This window comes from Candidatus Dormiibacterota bacterium, assembly GCA_035544955.1.
GTDB lineage: Bacteria > Chloroflexota > Dormibacteria > CF-121 > CF-121 > CF-13.
The window spans coordinates 37883-59943 of the sequence record DASZZN010000040.1 but is presented as its reverse complement, the minus strand read 5'-3'; the positions used below and the strand labels follow the sequence as shown (position 1 = coordinate 59943).

Annotated in this window: 21 protein-coding genes; 7 read left to right on the top strand and 14 right to left on the bottom strand. The window is 65.3% G+C overall.

Going from position 1 to position 22061, the window contains the following annotated elements; genetic code table 11:
- Positions 1 to 39: 39 nt before the first annotated feature.
- Together VHK65_14695 and VHK65_14690 are read right to left on the bottom strand one after the other, a co-directional pair.
- Positions 40 to 1752: a peptide ABC transporter substrate-binding protein gene (locus VHK65_14695; protein ID HVS07392.1), complete on the bottom strand. Its 1713-nt coding sequence runs from the start codon at positions 1750 to 1752 to the stop codon at positions 40 to 42.
- A 49-nt stretch (positions 1753 to 1801) separates the two neighbouring features.
- On the bottom strand, positions 1802 to 2389 hold the full coding sequence (locus VHK65_14690) for an SHOCT domain-containing protein (GenBank protein HVS07391.1): 588 nt from the start codon (positions 2387 to 2389) through the stop codon (positions 1802 to 1804).
- A 212-nt stretch (positions 2390 to 2601) separates the two neighbouring features.
- Between VHK65_14690 and VHK65_14685 the strand changes: the two genes are divergently transcribed.
- From VHK65_14685 to VHK65_14675, 3 genes are all read left to right on the top strand, one after another.
- Positions 2602 to 3468: an RNA polymerase sigma factor gene (locus tag VHK65_14685; protein ID HVS07390.1), complete on the top strand. Its 867-nt coding sequence runs from the start codon at positions 2602 to 2604 to the stop codon at positions 3466 to 3468.
- Between the two features lie 14 nt (positions 3469 to 3482).
- Positions 3483 to 3917: a VOC family protein gene (locus tag VHK65_14680; GenBank protein HVS07389.1), complete on the top strand. Its 435-nt coding sequence runs from the start codon at positions 3483 to 3485 to the stop codon at positions 3915 to 3917.
- Between the two features lie 475 nt (positions 3918 to 4392).
- Positions 4393 to 4818, top strand: a complete 426-nt coding sequence (locus VHK65_14675; protein ID HVS07388.1) for a hypothetical protein — start codon at positions 4393 to 4395, stop codon at positions 4816 to 4818.
- On the opposite strand, the gene VHK65_14670 is transcribed toward VHK65_14675, so the two are convergent.
- The gene (locus VHK65_14670; protein HVS07387.1) at positions 4792 to 5931 is read right to left on the bottom strand and encodes a glycerate kinase; all 1140 of its coding nucleotides are present in this window, start codon (positions 5929 to 5931) and stop codon (positions 4792 to 4794) included. The two genes, VHK65_14675 and VHK65_14670, sit on opposite strands and share 27 nt — an antisense overlap.
- A gap of 31 nt (positions 5932 to 5962) precedes the next feature.
- A complete protein-coding gene (locus VHK65_14665) occupies positions 5963 to 6934 on the bottom strand; it encodes a branched-chain amino acid transaminase (protein ID HVS07386.1) in 972 nt (323 codons plus the stop codon).
- Between the two features lie 179 nt (positions 6935 to 7113).
- Here VHK65_14665 and VHK65_14660 point away from each other — a divergent pair, with 179 nt between their 5' ends.
- Positions 7114 to 8424, top strand: coding sequence for a gluconeogenesis factor YvcK family protein (locus tag VHK65_14660; protein ID HVS07385.1), 1311 nt, complete (start codon positions 7114 to 7116; stop codon positions 8422 to 8424).
- Here VHK65_14660 and VHK65_14655 read toward each other — a convergent pair.
- Positions 8399 to 9340 (bottom strand): phosphatase PAP2 family protein, encoded by a 942-nt coding sequence (locus VHK65_14655; GenBank protein HVS07384.1) that lies wholly within the window; start codon positions 9338 to 9340, stop codon positions 8399 to 8401. The genes VHK65_14660 and VHK65_14655 overlap by 26 nt on opposite strands.
- Before the next feature lie 107 nt (positions 9341 to 9447).
- Between VHK65_14655 and VHK65_14650 the strand changes: the two genes are divergently transcribed.
- A complete protein-coding gene (locus VHK65_14650; protein HVS07383.1) occupies positions 9448 to 10149 on the top strand; it encodes a response regulator transcription factor in 702 nt (233 codons plus the stop codon).
- A gap of 34 nt (positions 10150 to 10183) precedes the next feature.
- Positions 10184 to 11626 carry an ATP-binding protein gene (locus tag VHK65_14645; GenBank protein HVS07382.1) on the top strand — a complete coding sequence of 481 codons (1443 nt, stop codon included), beginning with the start codon at positions 10184 to 10186 and terminating at the stop codon, positions 11624 to 11626.
- On the opposite strand, the gene VHK65_14640 is transcribed toward VHK65_14645, so the two are convergent.
- Both VHK65_14640 and VHK65_14635 read right to left on the bottom strand, forming a co-directional pair.
- Positions 11623 to 12087 (bottom strand): RidA family protein, encoded by a 465-nt coding sequence (locus VHK65_14640; protein HVS07381.1) that lies wholly within the window; start codon positions 12085 to 12087, stop codon positions 11623 to 11625. The genes VHK65_14645 and VHK65_14640 overlap by 4 nt on opposite strands.
- Positions 12088 to 12247: 160 nt before the next feature.
- The gene (locus tag VHK65_14635; GenBank protein ID HVS07380.1) at positions 12248 to 13528 is read right to left on the bottom strand and encodes a hypothetical protein; all 1281 of its coding nucleotides are present in this window, start codon (positions 13526 to 13528) and stop codon (positions 12248 to 12250) included.
- 114 nt (positions 13529 to 13642) lie between these two features.
- Here VHK65_14635 and VHK65_14630 point away from each other — a divergent pair, with 114 nt between their 5' ends.
- Complete coding sequence (locus VHK65_14630) at positions 13643 to 15004, top strand: RnfABCDGE type electron transport complex subunit D (protein ID HVS07379.1); 1362 nt, start codon at positions 13643 to 13645, stop codon at positions 15002 to 15004.
- Here the strand turns inward: VHK65_14630 and VHK65_14625 are convergent.
- From VHK65_14625 to VHK65_14595, 7 genes are all read right to left on the bottom strand, one after another.
- Positions 14948 to 16291, bottom strand: a complete 1344-nt coding sequence (locus tag VHK65_14625; GenBank protein HVS07378.1) for an adenylosuccinate synthase — start codon at positions 16289 to 16291, stop codon at positions 14948 to 14950. The genes VHK65_14630 and VHK65_14625 overlap by 57 nt on opposite strands.
- A 3-nt stretch (positions 16292 to 16294) precedes the next feature.
- On the bottom strand, positions 16295 to 17653 hold the full coding sequence (gene dnaB, locus VHK65_14620; protein ID HVS07377.1) for a replicative DNA helicase: 1359 nt from the start codon (positions 17651 to 17653) through the stop codon (positions 16295 to 16297).
- An 8-nt stretch (positions 17654 to 17661) separates the two neighbouring features.
- Positions 17662 to 18099 (bottom strand): 50S ribosomal protein L9, encoded by a 438-nt coding sequence (gene rplI, locus VHK65_14615; protein HVS07376.1) that lies wholly within the window; start codon positions 18097 to 18099, stop codon positions 17662 to 17664.
- Positions 18100 to 18104: 5 nt separating this feature from the next.
- Positions 18105 to 18500 carry a hypothetical protein gene (locus tag VHK65_14610; protein ID HVS07375.1) on the bottom strand — a complete coding sequence of 132 codons (396 nt, stop codon included), beginning with the start codon at positions 18498 to 18500 and terminating at the stop codon, positions 18105 to 18107.
- A gap of 84 nt (positions 18501 to 18584) precedes the next feature.
- Positions 18585 to 19697 (bottom strand): cation:proton antiporter, encoded by a 1113-nt coding sequence (locus VHK65_14605; protein HVS07374.1) that lies wholly within the window; start codon positions 19695 to 19697, stop codon positions 18585 to 18587.
- A complete protein-coding gene (locus tag VHK65_14600) occupies positions 19694 to 21124 on the bottom strand; it encodes an HD domain-containing protein (GenBank protein HVS07373.1) in 1431 nt (476 codons plus the stop codon). The genes VHK65_14605 and VHK65_14600 overlap by 4 nt, the downstream gene beginning before the upstream one ends.
- On the bottom strand, positions 21075 to 22034 hold the full coding sequence (locus VHK65_14595; GenBank protein HVS07372.1) for an ROK family protein: 960 nt from the start codon (positions 22032 to 22034) through the stop codon (positions 21075 to 21077). The genes VHK65_14600 and VHK65_14595 overlap by 50 nt, the downstream gene beginning before the upstream one ends.
- Between the last annotated feature and the right edge of the window lie 27 nt (positions 22035 to 22061).

Below are 22061 nucleotides of genomic sequence, written 5' to 3'. Positions count from 1 at the left end.
GAAACCCCACCTTTTCTAAGGTTGTCTAACACCCCCGCTTCAGTCGATCCACCAGTCCGCCGCGTTCCACAGCGTGGTGTCTGGCGCGGCGTTGGGCGCGAGATTGTGCAGATGGGGGCTTGAGAGCACGACGAGCACGCGCTCGAAGAGCGGAAGTTCGAAGCCCAGGCGAGCGTAGGCGCGCTCGAACGCCGCATAAGAGCGCGCCCGTTCGACGGTGACGAGCGACATGCGTCCCTTGTCAAGATTGCGATCGAGATCGGGATTGTTGAAGCGGCCGAAGTTCGATCCCTGCCCCTGGTTCTGGTCGGTGGGGATCTGCGAGGAGTGCTCGAGTGGGTAGACGCCGTCGGGGTCGGGGCCGATGCTCCAGGTCCACAGTCCCGCTTCGAACTGACCGCGTTCCAGCAGGCCGCCCTGCGCGTAGCCGCTGAACAACTCGCTGGGGTGAGCCTCAGTCGCGATCACCTCGGCGCCGACCTTTCGCCACTCCACAACCAGCTCATCCCGGACGGCGCTGCGCAGCGGGCTGCCCAGCGCGGTCACGATGTGAAAGCTCAATCGCCGCCCATTCTTGCTGCGAATCCCGTCCGATCCAACGGCCCAGCCGTCGCCGTCGAGCAGTTTGGTGGCGGCGGCCAGGTTGTAGGCCAGCGACACATCGGGATCGTGGAAAGACGCCAACACGCTGGGGATCGGCGACTCCGCGAGCCGTGCCCGGTCGGCGAAAAATTTCTTGACGATGGCGGGACGGTCGATCGCGGTGCGCAGCGCCTGGAGGAGCACCGGATCGTTTTTCCAGAGAGGCGGCTGCCCAGTCAGGGGATTGGGGTCCGTCTGGTTGAAGGTGACCTGCTCGTAGGCCAGCTGCGACCGGCGCTGCACGGTCATCGAGCCGGTGTTCGCCAGCGTGGCGAGCTGGTCGTCCGGCAGCTCGAGGGCCATCGAGACCTGTCCGGCGCGCGCCGCATCGAGCAGTTGTCCCGCCTCCGGGTAGATCTTGTACACGATGCCGTCGAGGTGTACGCGGCGCCCCCCTCGTCCCTGGGACCAGGCATCGTTGCGCAACAGTGTGATGTGGTCGTCCGGGACGAGTTCGGAGATCTTGAACGGACCGCTGACGACGTCGGGGCGCGCCCAGAAGGGGTCCCCGGCCAGCTGGCCCGGGGCGATCCCGGATAGGCGATGCTGCGGTAACACCGCCGGAAACAGGTTCAGAAACTTGGGGTAGACACGATCGAAATGAAGCGTAAATCGCTGCAGGTCGTGGATATCGATTCGCGAGATCGCCGCGTAGCCGTCGGGTGAGAGGACACCCTGCACCTTGGGGTTGACGATCAGCCGCCAGGTGAAGGCGACGTCGTCCGCGGTCAGCGGCTGGCCATCCGACCAGCGCAATCCGGGACGCAGCCGGTAGGTGACGTCCATCGTGCCGGCGCCCCGGTTCCAGGTCACGTCGCCGTTGTCCAGCGTCGGCACGCGCTCGACGAGGTCGGGCACCGGTTGCAGATTGGGATCGAGCCGCACCAAGCCGGCGTACAGCAGAGCGTCCACCTGTGCGGCCGGAACTTCTTCGTTGAAGAGTGGTGAGAAATTGGTTGGGCTCTCCCAGTCCCCCACCACCAGCGTGCCACCCTCATGCCGCGCGGGTTCGGCCTGATACTGCGAGGCTGGTGGCGTGGGCGAGCCCAGCGAAATCCCGTGCACCGACGGCAGCGAACTGCAGCCTCCCACGAGTGGCAGCAGCGCCAAGGCAACGACCGCGGCTTTACGCGGCCGCCGGTGTGAGAAGGGCCGCCTGTTAGATGTTATCGAGGATCTTGCGGCGCTTTCGCTGGAATTCGCTCTCCGTGATGGCTCCGCGCTTGCGGAGCTTGTCCAGCTGACCCATGTCCGAGATCAGGTCCACGAGAGGCGACGAAAGCCGCTTGTTCAGATGCAGGTCTTCCTCACCGTCGAACTCTGGCGGCCGCGTGTCCCACGATTTCAAGTAGAAGAGCGCCTTGAGGGCGGTATAGGGGATGCCCAACGTCTCGATGCGATCCTTCTCCGCGGCCATCAGCCGCATGGTGACGCCGTAGGTGGCATGCAGGAGCTCGCCGTCGAGGTAACCCTTGAGGACCTCGCCATCCTGGAAGCGGATCGCCACCTTCTGTTCGGCACGTGCCTGCTCCGCGGCGGTCGGTGCTCCACTTCCGAGGGCAATGCGTTTGATCGAGGGCAGCGGGATGAGTGCGCGCTCGTTGTTGCTGGCCTGATCGAGCATCTCCAGCTCGAGATTGGGCTGGTCCAAGCTGATGGTGGCAACCTTGCCTTCCATGATCTCATCGTCAAGAAATCGGATGGTGATGGTGACGGTGGTGGCTTTTCCGGCCCCCGGACTGCCCATTTGTGGCCCTCGTGATGTGGACGTCAGCGGCATTATAACGAGCCGATTGCAGAACTCCTGCGAAAAGATCGCGGCCGTGTGACAAAGTTGGAAATTGCACCGGAGAGTCGTGCAAGGTGCGCAAGAACGGGTGCTATGATTCGCCCCGCGACTCGGTGGGTGGACTTCACGTCGATGACGGATTTTGCCGAGTCCGGGCGGTATAGAGGGTAGTGACACGAGTTGCCAAGGGACCCTCGGACCTCGATCTGATTCGCGACTATCTTGGCGGCGATGTCGCCGCCTTCGACACTCTGTTCAAGCGCTACCACAAGGCCATCTACGGCCTGACCTTCCGGCTGCTGCGAGACCGGCAGCTGGCTGAGGACCTGACCCAGGAGACCTTCTTCCAGATCCTCCGCACCATCCATCGCATCAACGACAGTTTCAACTTCTCCGCCTGGATCCATCGGATCGCCACCAACCTTTGCTACGACGAGCTCCGGCGGCGTAAGAAGTTCCCCGAGGCGCAGGAGATCGACGACGAAGAAAACGAGGACTCGGTGCTGCAGGTGCCAGATGGCGACGCCCGGAAGAGTCCTGAGGTCGCGCTGGAGATCAGTGAGCTGCGCGACGCCGTCTGGTCGGTGGCCCGGCGGTTACCCGAGAAGTACCGGCTGGTGCTGACGCTCCGCGAGCTGCAAGGCTTGAGCTATGCGAACATCGCACGCAAGATGCGGGTCTCCGAGAGTGCGGTCGAAACCCTGTTGCACCGGGCCCGCCGCCGCTTTAAGGAGGAATTTCTCTTCATGGAGGGGAAGGCCCAGACGGAAGAGACGCGCTGCCCGACCATCGCCTACCTGCTCGACAACTTCCCGCCCGGCACGCTCCGCCGCGAGCAGCGCAAGATGGTCGCCCAACACCTCGATTCGTGCCCGGCGTGTTCGGAACGGTTCCCGAACCCGCCCCACCTGCAGCGCAACGACGTGGTGGTGCAGCTCAACACCGCGGTCGTGACTCGCCGCCTCACCTCGAAGGTGCGCCATCCGAAGATTTCCTTCATGGACGGGCGCGTACAGGGCGGCTACCGCAAGCACTAGATATATTTAGCGGCGTGGCCAGCAGCGTTCAGATCGTTTTAGATTGCGCGGACCCCGACAAACTCGCCACCTTCTGGGCCGCCGCGCTGCACTACAAGAAGCAAGACCCGCCGGCGGGCTTTGCCTCATGGCCGGACTTCCTGAAGGCGCAAGGGATCCCAGAGAGCGATTGGACCTCGGCCAGCGCGGTGGTCGACCCCGATGGGGTCGGTCCGCGCATCTTCTTTCAGCGGGTACCGGAGGGCAAAGTCGTCAAGAACCGGGTCCACCTCGACTTGAACGTCGGCGGACCCAGAACGGCGCCGGCCGATGAGCGACGCCGCCGAGTCGATGCGGAGGTCGACCGGCTGGTGCGGCTCGGCGCTCGCCAGTCACGGACGATCGACGAGCGAGGCGAATACTTCGCCAACATGTTCGATCCCGAAGGCAACGAGTTCGACGTGCAATAGGCCAGTTATTTCGGCGACGGTTGAACCGGAAAGTAGCTCTCGAGGGCAGACTCATACTTGCCTGACTGCGCGTCGATGAATGTCACGTGGTAACGCATCCAGGACTGAAACTGGCTACGTGAAGGCTTGAGGCCCACAGGTCCGCCGGGAGGAGGCACCCCGGTCCCAATGAGCCAGGATACGACCCAGCACGTGCAATTGAAAGCCGGGTTAGGCTGAAAAAGAACTTTAGCGAGGACCGCCCCGCTAACCGTCGTGCGGTTCGGGGAGTCTTTCAAGGCAATCGCGATTGCCTGATCTCTCGTGGTTGGGACGCTGGTTGTCGACGGTGCGCTAAGGGTGATGCCCTGGCTCAGGAGACTCGCGGTGATCGCCGGATCCAGGCTGTCCGCTGCATGCCGTGAGGCAGCCACCCAAACAGCAGCACCGATCGCGACGGCCGCCAGCAACGCCAGACCGGCCAGCACCACGCGACTTGGGGCGACCCCCGCTACTTTCGCTGACGGCCCTGCGGCTTGCGTGGCTCTATCACCAGCTCGATCTCCGTGATTTCGACCGGGTGCCAGTGGCGGTCGGCGACCTCATGCTCGAGATCGCCGAGCCGGTGGCGGTGCCGGGGAGGCTTCGACGGGTGGTCGTGCTCAAAGGGTTCCCTCAGCCGATGTCGATGGTCTGCGTCACCGTTGGCCCGCTCGGACCGGTCGGTCATGATGATGTGGGTGTGACCGTGGGGGTCTTGACCATGTGCCCCATGCGCGTGCTCGACCACCTCGACGAGCCGGTGGACATGCGAATCCGCACCAAAATCGTGGCGGTGAACGTACTCGTCATCGTGCCGGTGCGGCATAGGCCGATGTTACAAGGCGGCGCGCGTTCAGACCAGGCGGCGGCCGGTCAGTAGCAGCCGCATCATCCGCGTCGACGCTCGCACCAGCAGCGGCCTCGCCTGGGCGATCGCCTCATCGGTGGTGCCGGGCTCGACGATGGTCGCCTCCAGCCCATCGAACAGGAGCCGCAGCTCCGCCTCATCCGCGATGCTGCCACCCAGGGCGAGCACCGGGATGCCCGCCTGACGGGCGTGACGAGCCACCGCGGCGGGCCCCTTGCCGAAGCGCGCGGTTTGTGAATCGAGGCGGCCCTCGCCGGTGATCACCAACTGGGCGCCGGCGAGCCGCTCGTCCAGGCGCAGCGCCTCCATCACCATCTCGGCGCCCGGCCGGAGCCGTGCTCCGGTGAAGGCGACCAGCCCGGCACCCAGGCCGCCGGCCGCGCCGGCACCCGGCAGCCGTTCGACGTCGACACCCAAATCGCGCCGAATGATCTCGGCGAAATGCTGTAGCGCGGCGTCGAGCTCGGCCACCATCTCCGGCGTCGCCCCCTTCTGCGGGCCGTAAACGGCGCTCGCCCCGCCGGGTCCCGTCAGCGGGTTCGTGACGTCGCAGGCGACCTCGACCTCGGCCTCCTTCCAGTTGGCGTGCACGCCTCCCACGTGGATCCGCGCCAAGCCTTTCAGCGCCAGGCCGCCCGGAGGAAGCTCGTGGCCGTTCTCGGCGAGGAGGTGATAGCCGAGCGCCTGCGCCATACCGGCACCGCCGTCGTTGGTGGCGCTGCCGCCGATGCCGACGATGACGTGGCGGGCGCCCGCGTCGTAGGCATGTTGCAACAGCTCCCCGACGCCGTAGGTGGTCGTGATCCGCGGGTCGCGTTTCCCTGGCGGCACCAACGCCAGACCGGCCGCCTTCGCCATTTCGATCACCGCGGTCGATCCGCCGTCGATCAGTCCGTAGTCGGCGTCCACGGGATCACCCAGCGGTCCGCGAACCCCGAGGGTGCGGCGCTCTCCGCGGGTCGCGGCGACCAGTGCATCGACGGTGCCGTCACCACCGTCCGCAATCGGAACCAGCGCGATATCCGCGTCTGGAGCGGCGGCCCGGACGCCCTCGGCAATCGCCTGCGCGGCGTCGAGTGCGGAGAGCGAACCCTTAAACGCGTTGGGTGCGATGACGATGCGCATCAGCCCATCGCCGGCAGGCGTGCGGCGGCGGTCAGTAGACGGGCGTCAACCAGTGACGGTACTTGGCGCTGCGGCCCCGCACGATCTCGAAATAGAGCTTCTGCAGCCGGTCGACCACCGGTCCCACCTGGCCATCGCCGATCGGCCGCCGGTCGACATCGACCACCGGCGAGATCTGTGCGCCGGTGCCGCACAGGAAGATCTCATCGGCGATGTAGAGCTCCGAGCGGTCGATGGAGCGCTCCACCACCTCCAGGTCGAGCTCGGCGCGCAGCAGCTCGATCATGGCGAGCCGGGTCAGCCCTTCCAGGATGTTGTCCGAGGTGGGCGGTGTAAACACCTTGCCGTCGCGGATCAGGAAGATGTTCTCGGCGCTGCCTTCGCAGACATGGCCTTCGTGGGTCAGCATGATCGCCTCGTCGAAACCGTTTTCCATGGCCTCGGTCTTGGCGAGCGCGGAGTTGACGTAGATGCCGGTGATCTTGGACCTGGCAGGTGCCGCATTGTCGTCGATGCGCCGCCAGCTCGACACCATGCAGCGAATGCCGCGCTCGATGTCGACGTAATTTCCGAAGGGGCTGACGTAAATAGCGAACGAATCCTTGAGGTTATGGAGACGGACGCCGATCTCTTCGGAGCTCTTGAAGGCGATCGGTCGAATGTACACGTCCTGCCGGAAGTTGTTGCGCTTGATGAGCTCGATGCTGGTGGTGCACAGCTCATCCAGGCTGATCGGGATCGCGAGCTTGAGCACCTTCACGGAGTTCTGCATCCGGCGGTAGTGCTCCCGCAGCTTGAGGAGAAAGAGCTGCTCGTGTTCCGCGCTCCAGTAGCCGCGGATGCCCTCGAAGACCCCCGTGCCGTAGTGCAGGGCATGGGTCATCAGGCCCAGTCGCGCGTCGGCGTAGCGCTTGATCTCGCCGTCGAGGTAGACCCAGTACTGCGCCTGCTCCTTCCGCCGGGCTTCAGTCGCGCGCGTGACGCCTTCTGCCTTGATCGCCATCGACAGACGACCTCCTTTGTGCCTGCGAAGCGGCTAGCTTTGAACTGGGTCCGAATTCGCGCTCGGCGACCCTGACTGGATTATATGCCCGCTTCCGCCGACCCGGATAGGGTCCAATGGATGTAACGAAATGGGCCGCAATTGAGTTCAAAAAATGCTGTGCTAAGCTTGGGGCGCCGGTGGCCCCCATACGTATGAACCCCCGGGTGGTGCGCTGGTTCACCCCCGGCCTCCACGTCAAGCGATGGCTGGTCCTTTTGACTGTCGGCCTGGTCATCATCAGCCTCGGGATCGGCTACCTTCTGCGTGACTTTTACCAGTACGGTCACTTCCCCCAGTTCGTCGGCCCGCTGACCCTCCAGTTCATCCCTCGTGGTTACCGAGCCGTGCTCTTCGGACTTCTCGGCTTTGGCCTCGTCGGCTACGCGTTGTACAAGCTGACCCAGTCGGTCCTTGGCCCCTTCCTGCCCGGCCGGGATCGGGCGCTCTCCGAGATCATTTACAACTACCGCTTCCTGCAAAAGGGGCCGCGCGTGGTCGCGCTGGGAGGCGGGACGGGCCTCTCCACCATGCTTCGCGGGCTGAAGAAGTACACCGGCAACCTGACCGCGATCGTGACCGTGGCGGATGACGGCGGCAGCTCCGGCAAGCTGCGCGCCGAGTACCGGATCCTGCCCCCCGGCGACTTCCGGCAGTGCATCACCGCGCTGGCCGACGTCGAACCGCTGATGACGACGCTCTTTCAGCACCGATTCAAGGAGGGCAGCCTCAACGGGCACTCCTTCGGCAACCTCTTCATCATGGCGATGGCCGAGATCACCGGAGACTTCGAGCACGCGATTCGCGAGTCCGGGCGCGTTCTCGCCGTCCGGGGACAGATCGTGCCATCGACTTTGCGCGACGTCACGCTGATCGCCGAGATGGCCGACGGCCAGACCCGGGTTGGCGAGTCGAGCATCCCCCACCCTAATGGCGATGGCGACGGTAACGTCGCGGTGGCGACCGCCATCAAACGAGTCTTTCTCCAGCCGGAGCCCACCATCAACCCGGAGGCCGAGGAGGCGATCCTCAACGCCGAGATGATCATCATCGGCCCGGGCAGCCTCTACACCAGCATCCTGCCCAACCTCGTCGTCGACGGGATGGCCGAAGCGCTCAAGGCCTCACCGGCGATCAAGGTTTTCGTCTGCAATGTCGCCACCCAGCCGGGCGAAACCGATGCCTTCCGCGTGAGCGATCACCTGAAGGCGATCGAGAGCCACCTGGGCACCAACATCTTCGACTTCGTCGTGGTCAACAGCAACAACAACTTCACCCTTCCGCCTTCGGCGCAGGCGGCGGGCATCAGGCGCGTGGTCTACGATCCGGCGACGGTGAGCCAGCGCAGCATCCACGCCGTGCTGGTCGACGTCGTCAATCCACGGATCTCAACCCATCACGATCCCGACAAGCTGGCGCGCGCGATCATGAAGAAGATCTGGCACTCGTAACCAGCTGCGCGTCTTCGCGCTGGGATCGCCGTCGCCGCCAGAACTGGGTGAACCAGTCCTCGCCGAAGAACGCGGCGAACGCAAAGATGATGGCACCGATGATGTCGACGACGTAGTGCTCGCCGAGGTACACGATGCTCAGCCAGACGCACGCCGTGTAAAGCAGCGCCGGCCAGGCGCGGCGGCCCCAGAGCCGTAGCGCGAAGAGCGTACCCAGCAGCGGGTAGGCCGCGTGCAGCGACGGCATGGCGGCGTACTGGTTGGGGGTCAGCCAGTGGTAGACGGTGGCGGGTACCGGGATGCCCGGGATGTCGGTGAAGCTCGGCAGCGTGTGGTCGATGATCTTGACGACGGTGGGCAGCGCCTTCCAGGGCGGCGCGACCGGTAGCAACAAATAGAAGACGAACGCGGCGAACGACATTGCGATCAAGGCCCTGGAGAATCGTAAGAAGGTCCGCCGGTCGACGACCCAGAAGAGATAGCCGAGCCCGAGCGGAAATGCAAAGTGCAGGAAATAGAACATCGTGGCGGCGATGTCGTACCAGCTCAGGTGGCCCGCATGGTAGAAGGCCTGCTGCAGGACCAGCGTCGGCACCTGCCCGAAGCTGACCAGCCGCTCGAGCGAGGTGACGTCGTGGATTGGCATGCCGAGCTTGCCGCCCAAGCCGCGCAGGTACTCGTAGGACAGGAACAGCACGAGAAATGGGATCCAGTCCGCGAGAAACAGTTTGGCCCGGCCCAGAATCAGCGCAGCGATCAACATCAGGAGGAGGAAGCGTTCGGGCGAAACGGAAAGGTGGAGGACGAAGACCATGAAGAGCGTCACCGCCGCCAGGTAGCCGCCCACCAGCAACGGTATGAGCCAGGAGCGCCGGCGACCTACCGTTGGGCGCTGAGGCGCGTCACCCGGCTGCACCGAAAGAGCTTACTCAAGGACTCCCTCAACACCCTCCCTTAAAGCCGGCTGAGAAGCCGGCGAGAAGATGGGATTTCGCTAAAACTGCCGTTATATTGAGACTCGAAATGGCAGAAACCGCCCCGGAGCCTTCGGCCTCACGCAGCCCGCGGGTGCTGGTCGTCGATGACGAGCGGAGCATCGTCGACTTCATCCGTCTCGGCTTGCAGTACGAGGGTTTCCAGGTACAGACCGCACCGGATGGGCAGGCGGCCCTGCGCATGATTAGTGAGTTCAGGCCGCACGTGGTGGTGCTCGACATCATGATGCCGAAGCTGGACGGCCTGGCCGTCGCCGAAGCGATCCGTGGCAACAAGGACACCGGTGTCATCATCCTGTCCGCCAAGGACGAGGTCCAGGATCGGATCAAGGGGCTCGAGGTCGGTGCCGACGATTACCTGGTCAAGCCGTTCGACTTCGGTGAACTGCTCGCGCGGATCCGCGCCGTCATGCGACGCCGGAATCCGAATGCCGGTCCGCAACTTCAGGTACAGGACGTCACGATGGATGAGACGACGCGCGAAGTCAAACGGGACGGCCGTGCCATCGATCTATCGGCTCGCGAGTTCGACCTCTTGCGACTGCTGATGATGCATCCGAACCAGGTCCTGCCCCGGGATCGCATTCTCGATCAGGTCTGGGGTTATAACTTCTTCGGCGACGCGAACAACGTCGAGGTTTACATTCGCTATCTCCGGCAAAAGCTTGGCGATGAGCAGCACCAGTTGATCCAGACGGTAAGGGGAGTCGGGTACCGGATCAAGGCATGAACCTGCAGTCGCGCCGCGGTGGGCGCGGCTAGCCATGTCACGCTTTCGATCGCTGCGCTGGCGACTCACGTTCCTCTACCTCGGCCTGCTCGCCGTCTTGTTGTTGGCCGCCGGCGTCGCCCAGTATTTCGCCGCACGGGAGGTCCTGTTTCGAACCAACGCCGATGTGCTTGTGAGCGAGTACAACGCCGTCTTCACCGCCTTCCGCAGGCAGAACGCGAGCCGGCCGGCGGCCACGCTGCGCGCGCTGATCCTGTCGCAGACGTTCAGCCTCGAACTGAGTTCCCGCCGGACGGCCGCGACCATCATCGACGTGAACGGGGGCTGGGTCACATCGTCGCCGGCGACCCTGTTTGCCACGCTGGACCCCCCGAGCCTCACCACCCAGGAGTACCGCAACGCGGTGCTCCACGGGCCCCGGCCCTATTACGTCGCCGCCGCTGCCGATGGCTCGACCTACCTCGTGGTGCTCAACGTAATCCGCAACGGCACCCGGCCGATCGGCCTGGCCCAGCTCGCCATTCCGACCAGCGAGATCGATCAAACGCTGCGGCTGGACCGGGAGGTTGCCGTCGTAGGGTCGTTGCTCGTGCTGCTGCTGGCCTTGCTGCTGAGTCCGCTGATCGTCGGCCGGGCGCTCCGTCCCCTACAGCAGATGTCGACCACGGCCGGGGCCCTGGCCGCCGGCGATTACAAACAACGGGTGAACGTGCCGAAGACCAGGGATGAGATCGGCACGCTCGCGGTCGCGTTCAACCAGATGGCCGCCGGCATCGACCGTGCCTTCGAAATCCGCCGGCAGTCGGAAGAACAGATGCGGCACTTCGTCGCGGACGCCTCGCACGAGCTCCGTACGCCGCTGACCTCGATCGCGGGCTACATCGATGTGCTCGGCCGGCGTGACGTGGTCGACCCGGAGACGCTGCAAACGTCGCTCGCCGCCATGCAGCAGGAAAGCGCCCGCATGACCCGGCTGGTCAACGACCTGCTCACGCTCACCCGATTCGAATCCGGCAAGGTGCCCAGTCGCCAACCGGTGCGGCTCGACCAGTTCGTCAACCAGGCGCTTGACGAGCTGAGCCTGCGCGACAAGGGCGCGGTCGTGTCAAAGGATCTGCAGCCGGGGGTCACCGTGCGGGCCGACCCCGAGGCACTGAAACAGGTGGTGACCAACTTTGCCCAAAACGCGCTCAAGTACGCACCGGGGGCGGAACAGCACTGGAGCGTCTTTCAGGCGGATGGGCGGGCCGCGATCCGGCTGCAGGACACCGGCCCGGGCATCTCCCGGCAGGATCTTCCACACATCTTCGAGCGCTTCTACCGCGGGGACAAGGCGCGCGACCGGTCGATGGGCGGCTCGGGGCTGGGCCTGGCCATCGCCAAGTCGATCGTCGAGGCGCACCAGGGCACGATCGAGGCGGCCAGCGAACCCGGCCAGGGGGCGACCTTCACTGCCTGGCTGCCGCTGGCGGCTTAGCTCCGCAAGCGGATAATCGCCGAGATCTCGACCGGCACACCGAGCGGCAGCTCGCTGGTTCCCAGCGCTTGCCGGGTGTGCCGCCCCCGCTCCCCGAACACTTTGAAGATCAGGTCGGAAGCCCCGTTGAGGACTTTCGGCTGCTCCTCGAAGCCGGGCGCCGAGCGGACGAAGCCGCTGAGCTGGACGAATTGCTCGACCCGGTCCAGCGATCCCGCATGCTGGCGGATGAGCGCCATGATGTTGAGGGCACAGATCTCTGCCGCCCTGGTGCCGTCCTTGAGGCTGACATCGCCGCCCACCACGCCGTGGAATTGGACCTGGCCGTTCCAGCTGGGGATGACGCCCGACGTATAGAGCAGCTCCCCAACCTGCTGGACCGGCACGTAGGAGGCGAGCGCCTTTGGAGGTTCCGGCAGCTGGAGTCCGAGCGTGCGCAGGGTCGCTTCAGCCGAATCCACGCTCAGGTTCCGCCTCGACCGTGTGGTGAGCAGCCGCGATCGACCTCCTCAGCCCGCATTGGACGGGCCGTAGAAAAGAGGGTACCGTCGCCGGTCTCAAACCACCACCTTGAACCGGTGAAAGGATGGTTAACGCGGCCGGCCTGGTTGTGACGGCGGGTCACGGGCGAAACGAGTTTTGGTCTTGCCGGCGGACCCGCCAGCGCCGCGCCAGGATGACGGCGCCCAGGGCGAGCAGCGCCGCCAGCGCGGCGGCGTAGCTGGCGTAGCCGGGCGTCCCACTCGAGCGCCGGACCGGAACCGCCCCGGCGGTGCCGGCAGGCGGCGTGGCGGAGGCACGGCTGGTTGCGGACGGAACGGCCGTGGCCGTCACGCCCGCGACCGTGGCGGCGGGATCGGCGATGCGGTACGCCCCGGCCAAGCCATCCGTCGGATTCCAGGCCGCCGCGACGACCTGCGCCGGGTTGAGCGGCTGGAGCGCGAGGGCCGTGATCCGGGGTTTGAGCGGGAGGCCGCCGCCAAGCGTGCCCCAGCTCGCCCCCCGATCCAGCGACCGAAAGACGCCGCCGTTGCCCTGGTCGCCATCGCTGCCCGCGTAGATCTGATCGGGATTCGCGGCGTTGAAGAGCACGATGTTGAAGTCGGTGGTTGGCAGACCGGCCAGCGGGCTCCAGGTCACGCCGCGATCATCGCTGCGAAAGAGGCCCTGCGAGGTGCCGGCCAGCACCGGCGGATCGGTGCCGCCCGAGGGCGCCGAGGCTGCTGCGAGCGAGGCAACCACCGCGTCGCCGGGGAAGTTCCCTTTGACCACCGCCCAGTTCCCGCCGAGTCCTTCGGACTTGAGCAGATAGCCCGAGACGGCGTTGCCGTTGTCGGCGCCCGCAAACAGCGTGGGGCCGTTGGTCTTCGGCAGCACCGCCACCGCGGCGACATTCAATGTCTCGAGGCCGAGCGAATGCCAGGAGCCGGCGCCATCGCTGGAGTAGTAGACGCCGTGCGCAGTCCCAGCGAGCAGTAGACCGCTGTCCACCGCGATCGAGCGGACATCCATGCTGTTGAGTCCCTGGCTCTGCGCGACCCATGTCTTCCCTTCGTCGACGGACTTGTAGACGCCGTCAGCCTGCGTGCCGGCGTAGGCGGTCGCCGGCTGCAGCGGGTCGAAGCGCACGACCCAGGCGTTGTCGATCCCGGTGATCGCCGAGGTCCAGGTGGCGCCGGAGTCGCTGCTGCGCAGGACGCCTCGGCCCTGCGTCGCCTCGAGCAACACCGACGGATGGGCGGGCGCAACAGCGATCGACCACACCGGAAGGTCTCGCGTCCCGGGTTGCTGGGCACCCGTCAACGTCCAGCTGGTGTCCGCCGCGGACGCAGCGACAACGGTGGCGAGCAACCCGGCGGCCAGCAAGATGGGCGTAAGCAGCGTGTGGCGCGACAATTTCACGTGGGTGCCCGGAAAAACGGAGTAAGGATAGCAGACGCAATTCGCGCGATCCCTCCGGCCAACTTTGGACGGAGCGTCCAAGTCAGGGCCCAATTCGCGCGAAGCTCGACTACAATGCTCGACGTGCGACAGCTCTGGCGAGCGCTGCACGGTGTTCCGCAGTTGCTCCTGGTCCAGCCGGAGCAGCTTAACTATGACCTGGCCTACGCGCTGGCCCTCCTACCCCTGGTCCTCGCCGGCATCATCTTCTTCCTGCAGGACGCCCTGCTCTTGTTTTCGATTTCGTTTCTCTCCGGGATCGTATGCCTGCTCGCCCTGCAACTGGCCCGCTTGACTTTCGGGCTGCCGGCGTGGGTCGGCTTCAAAGCGACGCATCCGCTGGTCGCCAGCGTGCTGATCGCCAGCTTCTTCTCCCCTCGCACGCCGGCCTGGATCGGCGCGTCGCTGGTGATCCTCTTCATCGCGATCGACACCGTCCTCTGGCCGCAGCTACGTCGGGTGATGATCCATCCGGCCCTGATCGTGTTCGGAATTCTCTTTCTGATCCAGATGCCGCTGCACATCGGGTACGCCGCCGTCGATGCCCGCCACCTCGACGATCCGCTGCTGCTCTGGTTCCGGAACGGCACCATCATCGACCCGGTCAAGCTGTACATCGGTAACTTTCCTGGGCCCGTCGGGGCGGCATCGGGCGCCGCGGTGCTGCTCGGCGTCACCTACCTCTGGTACACGCGGAAGATCTCCCTGGGCGTCGTCGTCGGATTCCTCTGTGGCGTGGCCGCCGCCGCCATCGCCATTCGATCGGACCTCGGCTTCCAACTCGCCTCCGGACCATCCCTCTTCCTCGCGGGCTACATCGCCGCCGACCGCCGTCGCCTCATGCTTTCCGAGCGATTCACGTTTGCGTTCGGCCTCGCCGCGGGCGTGGGAACAATGATCCTGCGCTGGTACGGCAATGGACAGCAGGCGGCATGGCAGGCGCTGTTACTGGTCAGCGCGCTGGTCACGGTCGTGTTGCTCGTGCAGGACCTCCTTCGACGGCGTGCGAGGTCGGCGAGCCGGCCGGCGGCGCTGCGTACCCTGGCAGTCGACTCCGCGGAACCACCCGATCCGCATCGACTCTGGGCACCAGTCCGGTCGGAGGTACGCCAACCGGTCATGGCGACGTCGCCCGTCTCGACGGCCTACAGCCGCAGCACCACCCCGCGTCCGGTCCGGTCGTTCGATACGCAGGGCGACTCGAACGAGCTGGTGCGACAGATGCGCAGCGCGGCCACGCGCGGCGGCCCGTTGCGGGGCGGGGCGCAGAACCCAATCGTCCTCATGGCAGCCCTCTTGCTCATCAACCCCATCGGGCTGTGGCTTACCTGGTCTCAGCGATCGCTCAACCGCCAGACGAAGCTAATCCTGAGCGCCGTATCAGTGCTGTGGTACGTAGGGGTGGCTGGCCTCGTGTTCGCGCTGACGCACCGTTAGGCCAGACGGCCCTCCCTGCATCCAGATCGTCTGATCGCGGGATGCGCCGACTGACACGATGTCGATGGGCGCGCCACAGAGCTCACTGAGCCGGTCGATGTAGCGGCGAGCGGCTTTCGGCAAATCCTCGGGCCGCCGGAGGCCCGCAGTCGATGAGCGCCAGCCGGGCAGGGTCTCGTAGACGGGCTCGCAGTGCTTCAGGTGGCTGATGTTCGACATCGGATAGGCCTGGAGCTCGCCCTTGCTGATGTAACCGGTGCAGATCCGGATAGGGTCGAACTCATCGAGCACGTCGAGCTTCGTCAAGGCAATCGAGCGGATCCCGTTGAGGGCGACGCTGTAGCGCGCCACCACCGCGTCGAACCATCCCACGCGTCGCGGCCGCCCAGTTGTCGTGCCAAACTCGACGCCGATCTTGCGCATCTGCTCGCCCAGGGCATCGGTGAGCTCGGTCGGCATCGGCCCGTAACCGACACGCGTCGTATAGGCCTTGAAGACACCCATCGTCAGGTCGACGGCGGCCGGCGGAATGCCGGAGCCGGTGAGCGCGCCGCCGGCAGTGGGCGATGAAGACGTCACATAGGGATAGGTGCCGAAGTCGAGGTCCAGCATGCTGCCCTGGGCTCCCTCCAGCAGGATCTGGCCATTGCGCCCAACCGCCTGGTGAACGATCGGAAAGATGTCCTTGATGTGAGGGCCGAGCCGCTCACCGTACGCGGTGTACTCCTCGAGCACCGCTTGCGGGTCGAGCGGCGGTACGTGGTAGAGCTGCTCCAGGATCGGGTTTTTGATCTTGTTGAGAACGAACCCGAGTTTCTTTTGGAGGAAGCGCGGCTTCAGCAGGTCGCCGGCGCGGAAGCCGATTCGCCGGACCTTGTCGGCATAGGCGGGGCCGATGCCGCGCCAGGTCGTGCCAAGCCGATCATCGCCGCGCTGCTCCTCTTCGAGCTTGTCGAGGATCGGATGCCACGGCATGATCAGGTGGGCACGATCGGAGATCATCAACCGGTCGATGCTGATGCCGCGCGACTGCACCTGCTGCATCTCTTCGAGCAGCACGCGTGGATCGAGCACGACGCCGTTGCCGATCACGCAGGTGGTGGTCGGATAGAGGATGCCTGAGGGAATCAGGTGGAACCGAAATTCCTGGCCGGCGTTGACCACCGTGTGTCCGGCGTTGTTGCCGCCCTGGGAGCGGATGACCATGTCCGCCTTCTCCGAGAGAAGGTCGATGATCTTGCCCTTGCCCTCGTCGCCCCACTGGCCGCCTACGAGGATGGTGACCATGCGCTAGCTCCCGCGTCTCCGGTCGAGATTGGCGAACTTCGTCTGCTCATCGATGAAGAGCAATTCGATCTTTCCGGTCGGCCCGTTGCGATGCTTCGCAATGATGACCTCGGCGATGTTCCGTCTGTCCTCGGCAACGTTGTCGTTGTAAAAACGCTCGCGATAAATGAAGAGCACGAGGTCGCTATCTTGCTCTATCGAACCACTTTCGCGAAGATCCGCAAGAACCGGCCGGTGATCAGGACGCTTCTCAGGTTCGCGACTTAGCTGAGAGCAGGCAATCACCGGTATCTGCAATTCGCGCGCCAGACTTTTCAGCGAACGCGAGATATCTGAAATCTCCTGCACACGGTTTTCCTGGTTGCGACCCTGCATCAGCTGAAGATAGTCGACGATGATCAGACCGAGGTTATTCGCGGACTTCAGTCGGCGAGCTTTGGTGCGCATTTCCATAACGGACACGCTCGGTGAGTCGTCGATGTAAATCTGCGCTTCGGAGAGCGCACCCATCGCCTGGGCGATTCGCGGCCACTCGGCATCCTTAAGGAGTCCGGTGCGCAGCCGATACGAATCAACTGAAGCCTCGCTACAGAGGAGTCGAGTCACGAGCTGCTGTTCGGACATCTCTAGCGAGAAAATTGCGACCGGAATTTTGTATTGAATCGAGGCGTGCTGCGCGATATTCAAGGTTAGGCTGGTTTTACCCACGCCTGGGCGTGCGGCAATGATGATCAGATCTGACTTCTGGAAGCCACCGGTTTTCGCATCGAGGTCACTGAAGCCGCTCGGCACGCCCGAGATAACTGACTGGTCCTTGTGGATCTGCTCGATCTGATCCCAGGTCGTCTTGAGAATGTCCTTCAATGCAACGAAGTCCTGCGTGATGCGGCCTTCCGCGATGTTGAAGATCACGCCTTCCGCCGTATCCAATGCTTGACCCGCGGGCGTGCTGTCGTCGAACCCCAGCGCCGTGATCCGTCCGCCGGCGCTGATCAACTTTCTCTTGGTGGCGGCCTCCTCCACGAGGTGGCCGTAGTACTCGACGTTGGCCGCAGTAGGGACCCGACTCTCGAGCTCTGCGAGAAACACCTGGCCACCGATGCGTTCCAGGACCAGCATTTTCTCGAGTTCGGATGCGAGCGTGAGCAGGTCGATTGGGTCGCTCCGGTCGTAAAGGTTCAGCGCAGCCCGGTAGACCTGGGCGTGATGGTCGAGGTAGAAGTCCTCGGGTCGTAGGAAGTCGGCGACTCGCACGATGGCGTTGCGATCGAGCATCAGGGAGCCGAGCACCGATGCTTCCGCCTCCAGGTTGTGGGGCGGCACGCGGCCGCCTGTTGCCGGCGGCGCCGGCGCGCGTCTCAGGTCAACGGTCAAGCGGAGGTGACCATCAACGGGATCCGGGCCGTGACCTCACGGTGGAGCTTCACGTGAGCGGTGCCGACGCCCATCGCCTTCACCGGCTCGTCGAACTCGATCTTCCGGCGGTCGAGCGTGATCCCGTGCTGCTGCTTGAGTGCCGACGCCACATCTGCATTCGTCACGGCACCAAACAACTTGCCATCCTTCCCGCTTCGCAGTTTCAACACCACCTGCACGGCCTCCAGCTTGACGGCCAACGCCTTCGCGTCCTCCAGCTCGCGGTTCTCGCGCTGGACCGCCGTGGCCTTGACGCGATCGACCTGCTCCTGCGCACCCCTGGTTGCTTGCTGGGCGAGCTTGCGCGGCAGGAGGAAGTTGCGCGCGTAGCCGTCGGCCACGTCCCTGGTCTCACCGGCCTTCCCGGTTCCCTTGACGTCCTCGATCAGCACGACTTTCAAATCGCCCTCCTCCGGCCGACCCGTTCGAGGGCCAGTCCGCGCAACGCATTGACGCGGCCACGGAGCCCTTCACGGCTCCGGCGTAAATCCTGGTCAAAAACGCTGGTCCCCAGCGCGATGCGTTCCTGGTGCTCGGCGACCACGTCTTTGGGTGCCTTGTCGACGAACAATCGGATGGCGAGCACGGTCAGCGCCACCGCATCCATCTCACCGAAGACCGGCAGGCGCAGCGGGACATCGACCACCGGGTTGAGAATCAGCGCCATGGCAGCCGCGAGCGCCAATTTGTTGCGTTGCGGCACGCGTGGATCCCGATAGAGGCAGTAGGTCAGCTTTCCGTAACGAGGAAGTTCCCGAGCGATCCGCCGGAGCAGCCCGAGACTAAACAGCATGCTTCCTCTCTTTATTGCGAGCCTACGGTCGCGTCGACCCTTACCCGACGCGACGTGGCGCCGCAGATTTTAGCAGAGCACAGCCTAAAGAACCGTTGTGACAGCTGTCTGTCGCGTTATCCCCAGAGCCTTGAATACAGGGCCTGTGGAAAGGCCCTGAACAACCAGGGAGAGAAAGACGAAGCCGAAGACCAGGACCAGGATTTCGTCGTGGCCGGCGACCACCGCCGGGACGCCGAGGGCGAGCGCCAGCGAGAGGGCGCCCCGCAGCCCGGCCCAGACCAGCGCCAGACGCCACGACCACGGCCAGAGGTCGGTCCTGGGGAGCGTGACGACGGTCACCATCAGCGCCCGCGCCAATAACACCGCGCCGATCAGCGGCATCAATCGCCCACCGGCCCGGACCACCTTATCGAGGTGGACCTGCAGACCTACCAGAAGGAAGACGGCACTCGACATGACAAAGCCGAGCCCGCGCCAGAAGCGATGCACCTGGTGGTGCGCCGATGGCTCATAGGCGGTTCCCAGGATCAGCGACATCGCGATCACCGCCAGCAGGCCACTAGCCCCAACCCGATCGGCGAGGAGGTAGCCGGCGTAGGCCGCCAGCACCGTGACTGCGATTTGCACCACATGGGGAAGCGCAGCAAGAATCCGGCGTGCCAGCAGACCAATAACCACCCCGACCACCAGGCCGCCCGCCGTCTGGAACAGGACGAGGCCGATCACGCCGGGTGGGTCGATCACGCGCCGCTCGACCACCGCGAGCGCGACCACGAAAAGGAGCACCGCGACGCCGTCATTGACAAGGCTCTCCCCCTCCAGCGCCACCCGCAGGCGCTCCGGCGTGTGCAAGCGGCGCAGCGCGGCGAAGACTGACACGGGATCGGTTGCCGCCAGGATGGCCGATAGCAAGAGGGCTTCATCGGATGGAAGGCCGGCGGCCCGAAGAAGCCAGAAGCCCACGGCAGCGGTCAGCACCGCACCCGCCAGACCGAGCAAGAGGATCCACGGCAGCTCGCGGCGTATCGCCGCGGCCCGCATCGAGAACCCGGCGTCGAACAGCAGCGGCGGCAAGAAGACAGCGAGCACCAGCGTCGGGCTCACGGTGAAGGCCGGCACGAGGCGCGCGCTGGCTATCACGGCACCGACTAGCAGGAGCAGGAAGGGCCAGGGCCAGCGGCGCAACGCGGTCACGGGCCCAGCAGCTCGGGGTGCGCCTCGAGGTACCGCCAGGCCGACTGCGCGTCGGGCGGCAGCGTTCCATCCACAATCGCGTCTTCCAGCGCCGACTTGACACGCTTGATCCAGGGTCCGGCGGGACGGCCAGTCCGTGCCATCAGCTGCTCGCCGGTAAGCGGCGAGCGGATGGCGGCGATCGCATCGGCGTCGAGTTGTCGGATGCGCGCCTCGAGGTCGTCGATCTTCTTGACATCCGGGTAGTGACTGGCACGCATATCGGCACGCGCCAGCACGAGCAGGCGATCGAGCTGCTCACCGGCGTCGCGGACCAGTCGTCGCACCGCCTTGTCCTCCCAGCCCTGCGGGTCGTACTGGATGGGCCGCATGTGCAAACGGATCAATTTGGTGACGGCGTCGACGACCTCGCCCGGATAACGCAGATGACGGAGTGCGGCAGCGGCCATGGTTGCGCCAACGTCCTGGTGACCGATGAAGGTGGGTTTGCCGTCGCGCAACTCGTGCACCGCGGGTTTCCCGACGTCGTGCAGCAGCGCGGCCAGCCGAGTGATCAACTCCGGCGGGGCAAGGGACGCGGCCAGCAGGCCGTGCCCGAAGACGTCGTGGCTATGCCAGCCTCCCTGCCGCATGCCCTTGCCGGCCTCGAGTTGCGGCAGGATGCGCGGCAGGAGCCGGGTCGCATCCAACAGGTCGAGGCCGCCCTGCACCGTCTCGGCCAGCAGGAGCTTCGAGAACTCGTCGCGGATGCGTTCCATCGACACCGTGGGCGGCTGCAACCGTGAGGATTGATCCCGGATGGCGGCCTCGACAGACGGATCGAGACTGAACTGGAGCGTCGTGGCGAACCGTATCGCGCGCAACATGCGGAGCGGGTCTTCGTCGAAAGTCGTCCGCGGTTCGAGTGGCGTCACGATCCGGCGGGCGTTCAGGTCATCGAGGCCACGACCGGTGAGGTCGAGCACGGTCCCATCCCACTCCATCAGCAGGGTATTCACCGTGAAGTCCCGACGCATGACGTCATCCTTAAGGGTCCCCGGACTGACGTCGGGCTTTCGGCTGGCACGGTCGTATTGCTCGGTCCGGCTGGAGACGAACTCCAGCGCGTGGCCAGCATCGATATCGAGGTGGGCGGTCCCGAATCGCTCGAAGATCACGGGCGGATGCAGTTGCAAAGCAGAGCCAACCGCCGTCGCGAGTTGGGTTGCACCCTGACCCTCGACCAGGATGTCGACTTCGTGAATCTGCTTTTCTCGGTCTCCGCCCAGCAAGCGGTCGCGCACATAACCGCCGACCACGAATGCGCGTTGTCCGCGGTGCTTGGCTTGCTCCCGTACCGCGGCGAACGGCCGCTCCCAATCCGGGAGCGCCGGCGGATCAAGCCGAGGGGGCATGCCGGGCGCGAAGCCGCGCGAATTCGACGGCACCGATCAATCCCACATCGTCGCCCAGCGCGGGGCGGACGATCCGAAGGCCGCGCCGCGCCGCCTTCCACGACGAGTCGTTCAGCGAGCGGCGCATGGGGGCGAGCAGAAAGTGCCCGGCCTTGATGACGCTCCCCCCAAGCACGATCACTTGCGGGTTGAAGAGGTTGACGAGGGTGCCGATCGCCAGCCCGAGGTAGCTGCCGGCGTTCTCCAGGATCGCCGTCGCCAGCTCGTCGCCGGCGCGGGCGGCGCGGACCACGTCCTCGGCATGCGGTTCGAGCAACCCGTGGAGCGCGCTGCCGGGTCTCTGCGGCGCCGACTCGCGCGCCGCGCGGGCAATCCCGGTGCCACTGGCGATCGCCTCGAGGCAGCCCCGATTGCCGCAGGTGCAGAGCGGCCCATCGCGCTGCACCACGATGTGGCCGACCTCGCCGGCGATGCCATGGGCGCCGGCGTAGAGCTCGCCGCGCAGCAGGATGCCGGCCCCAATCCCGGTGGACACCGTGACATAGATCAGCTCGCTGGCGCCACGGGCGGCGCCGCGTCGATGCTCGCCGAGCGCGGCCAGGTGCGCGTCATGATGGAGAAAGCTCGGGATGCCGGTCGCGCGCGTCAGGATCCGGTTGAGCGGCACGTTTCTGAAGCCTGGCAGGTTGGCGGGACTGATGACGAGGCCCGCCGCCGGGTCCACCGGTCCAGGCAGCCCGATGCCCAGCGCGTGGACCCCACCAGCCGGTGTGCCGTCCGCTTCGAGCGCTTCCGCAACCGCGGCAACGATCCGGTTGATGACGTGCTGACGGCCGCGCGCGGCCTCGGTGGGATGCCGTACGACCGTGCGGAGGCGGCCTCGAGCATCCGCCACTGCGACACGCAGCTGCGTGCCCCCAAGATCGATACCGACGTAGGGCATGGGTTGTCGCGGCTCAGAATAGTCCCG

What these genes read in the sequence shown, in the direction of transcription:
- VHK65_14690 (HVS07391.1), bottom strand. Translation starts at nt 2,389, where the DNA reads ATGGGCAGTCCGGGGGCCGGAAAAGCCACCACCGTCACCATCACCATC.
- VHK65_14670 (HVS07387.1), bottom strand. Translation starts at nt 5,931, where the DNA reads ATGCGCATCGTCATCGCACCCAACGCGTTTAAGGGTTCGCTCTCCGCA.
- VHK65_14665 (HVS07386.1), bottom strand. Translation starts at nt 6,934, where the DNA reads ATGGCGATCAAGGCAGAAGGCGTCACGCGCGCGACTGAAGCCCGGCGG.
- VHK65_14650 (HVS07383.1), top strand. Translation starts at nt 9,448, where the DNA reads ATGGCAGAAACCGCCCCGGAGCCTTCGGCCTCACGCAGCCCGCGGGTG.
- VHK65_14645 (HVS07382.1), top strand. Translation starts at nt 10,184, where the DNA reads ATGTCACGCTTTCGATCGCTGCGCTGGCGACTCACGTTCCTCTACCTC.
- VHK65_14630 (HVS07379.1), top strand. Translation starts at nt 13,643, where the DNA reads ATGCTCGACGTGCGACAGCTCTGGCGAGCGCTGCACGGTGTTCCGCAG.
- VHK65_14625 (HVS07378.1), bottom strand. Translation starts at nt 16,291, where the DNA reads ATGGTCACCATCCTCGTAGGCGGCCAGTGGGGCGACGAGGGCAAGGGC.
- VHK65_14610 (HVS07375.1), bottom strand. Translation starts at nt 18,500, where the DNA reads ATGCTGTTTAGTCTCGGGCTGCTCCGGCGGATCGCTCGGGAACTTCCT.
- VHK65_14595 (HVS07372.1), bottom strand. Translation starts at nt 22,034, where the DNA reads ATGCCCTACGTCGGTATCGATCTTGGGGGCACGCAGCTGCGTGTCGCA.